The organism is Pedobacter sp. 01T416_2 (assembly GCF_056398925.1).
In genome coordinates this window covers 1-3,426 of record NZ_JBFTQI010000650.1, presented here as the reverse complement: position 1 = coordinate 3,426, position 3,426 = coordinate 1, and the positions used below count along the sequence as shown (strand labels likewise).

Sequence of the window (3,426 nt, the reverse complement as noted above, 5' to 3'; positions counted from 1 at the left end):
GAACGGGTACCACAATAGAATTGTGTAGCAGAACCAAAACCCGGAACACCTATGTTCTGGATAGAAAAAATCATTTCATTAGATTGCTCGTTAGCCGTTTTAAATAATGCGCTGTAATTGGCAAACAAACCATAACCGGCATCTTTCACTTTTTGAAAATCGGCTACTGCCAAGTCCCATTTCTGAGTGTACATATAGGCTTTACCACGCAGGGCATAAGCTGCACCTTTGGTGATGTGCCCGTAATTTGCATTTCCACCGGCATAACGATCAGGAAGATTTGGCTCTGCAATAACCGCAGTTAAATCACTGATTACCAAGGCCCAAACTTCGGCTTCTGTAGAACGTGGTTTATTTGCTTCTTCAGGAAGAAATGGCTCTAAATAAATAGGTACACCTTTATATAACTGATTAAGTCTTAGATAAAAATAAGCCCTTAAAAACTTGGCTTCTGCAATATACCTGGCTTTTTTTTCAGGCGATGAAGGCGATTGTAATGGAATGAATTTAATGGCTCCATTTGCACGCTGAATACCTTCATAAAGGTTTCTCCAATGATCACTAAAATAAGAATTACCTGGCGTTATCGTTCCAGACAGTAAGGATTCAGCTCCAGAAGTTTGCCCGGTAAAACCTAAACAATCCATTTGGTAAAGATCTAAACCAGATGCACCACCTGTAGACCATCCATATCTTAGTTGTGAATAAACTCCTGCTATGCCCTGATCAGTTAAGTTATCAGTAGTCCACATCATTTCTGATGCCACTTGCGATGGAGGTGTAGTGTTTAAAAAATCCTTTTTACAACCTGTAGATACAGCTATTGCGAATATTATTGTTAAAATCTTTTTCATTTTGTGTCCGTTAAAAAGTAACATTTAAGCCTAAAGAATACTGGCGCATAGTTGGATAAGATACACCTGCACCAATTTCAGGATCTAAGCCCGGATAATTTGTAATGGTAAACAGGTTTTCTCCCGATAGGAAAATTCTTGCTCTGCTCATGGCTGCCTTTTTAGAAATTTTTTCCGGCAGCGTATAGCCGATCTGTAAGTTTTTTAATTTCAGGTATGAGGCATTGTACAAATAAAAATCACTGGCTACCGCTGCATTCTGCGCATCCGTAGTGTTTTTAAGTCTTGGATATTTTGCCGTAATGTTATTGGCGGGATCGTTTGGATTTGCATCGTTGTAATAATAATGATCGTTTGCAATTAAGGTGCTTACTGCATTACCAAGAGATACAACAGAGTTGTTATAACCTGTAGCATTCCAGTAATACCACATACCTGCGCTACCCGACCATAGCATAGAAAGATCTATGTTTTTATATGATAAATTCATATTAAAGCCATAATTAAACCTTGGCGTAGATGATTTATTCATAAACTGATTATCAAAGCTATTACCGTAAATTCCATCACCATTATTATCGGCATAAATTAAATCGCCATAATAAATTTTGGTTTTACTTACGCCACCGGTTGGCTGGAAAGAATATCCGGCAGCAATCATTGCATTTAACCAATCCATATCAGACGGTGTACGGATCATACCGTCTTTGGGTCCGCCATTTACATTTACCTTACCATCAGTAAAATAATTTCCATTGCCTTTATAAACGGTTTGCAGGTAGTATTCATTAAATTCATGACCATCTAAAATACGGTTAGTTCCACCGCTGGAAATTTTACCGATGTTTGAAGTATATACGCTATTACCTAACGCATCTGTTATGTAGCCAGCTTGGAATGGGCCCAAGTATGTTTTAATCCGGTTAAAGTTATAGGCAAAGTTACCCGATACACCGTATTTAAAATCGCCGATTTTATCATTATAACCTAATGTAATCTCTAACCCTTTGTTAGACATTTCTGCAATATTTTTAGTTGCCGCAGTAGCAGTTCCTGATGCTAACGGAATAGTTGGTGTAAATAAAATTTTGGATGTTTGTTTACTATACAAGTCTATCTCAAAATTCATTTTACCATGCAACAAATTACCATCTAAACCAATATTACTGGTTGTGGTGGCTTCCCRAACCAAAAACGGATTGGCAAACTTACCTGCTATTAATCCACTGGCTTGTGCACCATTAAATGAATAGTTGGTACCATTGTAAAGTGCCTGATAATCGTAATTACCCTGAGAAGCTACAGTACTCATTACATTATTACCGGTTTTACCCCACGATGCACGAAGTTTCAGGTTGCCAACATAATCGTTCAAGCTGCTCATAAAAGATTCCTGAGAAATGCGCCATCCGGCAGAGAAAGCCGGGAAGAATCCCCAACGATAATCTGGAGCAAATTTTGAAGAACCATCATACCTGAACACGCCTTCAAAAAGATATTTGCTTTTGTAGGCATAATTTAAACGCCCATAAACCGAACGTATAGCATAATCGTACTCGCCACCTGATGCCGATGTTACTGCAGTAGCAGAACCTAATGTGGTAATCGATTCATCATATAAGCCTTTTGACGATGCGCCAATATTATAATAGTTATAGTAGTTTTGGTTGTAACCTGCTAATGCACTAATATCATGGCTTTTAGCAATGGTAGTGTTGTATTTTAAAATATTATCTACGGTTATTCCATAGTTTTTATTAAAACCATAAGTTGTAGTTAGCTGATCGGCCGTAGTTTTTGCTACTTTTAATGTGTTGCTTGCAAAATTCCATTTTTCGAAAGTAATAGCATGGTTATTAAACTCTTCCTGACGGGTTTGATAGTTAAAACGGGTTTCAAAATCTAAACCTTTTAAAATATCAAATCGTGCAAAAACGGTTGTGTTAATGCGGGTTTCGTTATCGGCACCGCCTGTACCATATAAATATTGGGTAATGTTATTTGCGGTTGACGATTCTTCAGCAGCAGCAGGAAAACCATATTTCCCATCCCAAACTGGAAATACACCCGGTGTAGTTTGACGCAAAAAGTTAAACGCATTATCGGTATTAGCTAAACCATAGGTTTGATAAGAAGCAAAAGTTTGTGTACCTAATGTTAAAAATTTAGCCACTTTCGATTCTAAGTTGATACGCAAATTGTATTTATCAGAACCGGTATTTGCCATTGTACCCGGGTTATTAAGATATAGCGCCGATAATAAAAACTTAGTATTTTCAGATCCTCCGTTTAATGAAAGACTGTGTTGTTGTGTAATATTGTTTTCGAAAATAGCATCGCCCCAGTTTGTATTTGGGTAAGCAATATAATTTGGTACGCCCTGTGGGGTAAGTCCGTCAGGATTGGCATTTGCAGCTGTCCATTGTGCTATAGTTGCATCTGTATAAATGGGTGTTTGGCCTAAATTACGATAACCTTCATTAACCAAATTCATGTGGGCAACACAATCAGAAATAAAAGTTGGCAAATTTGCAGGCCTCGCAATTGATGCTAAACCAGCATAGCTTATTAC

2 protein-coding genes are annotated in these 3,426 nt (G+C 37.8%); both read right to left on the bottom strand.

Annotation, left to right across the window (positions count from 1 at the left end; translation table 11 throughout):
• On the bottom strand, positions 1 to 854 hold an 854-nt coding region (locus AC1DPQ_RS21810; protein WP_477610856.1), incomplete at its 3' end, for a RagB/SusD family nutrient uptake outer membrane protein.
• Between the two features lie 10 nt (positions 855 to 864).
• A partial coding sequence (locus tag AC1DPQ_RS21805) for a SusC/RagA family TonB-linked outer membrane protein (protein WP_477610855.1) occupies positions 865 to 3,426 on the bottom strand: 2,562 nt, incomplete at its 5' end.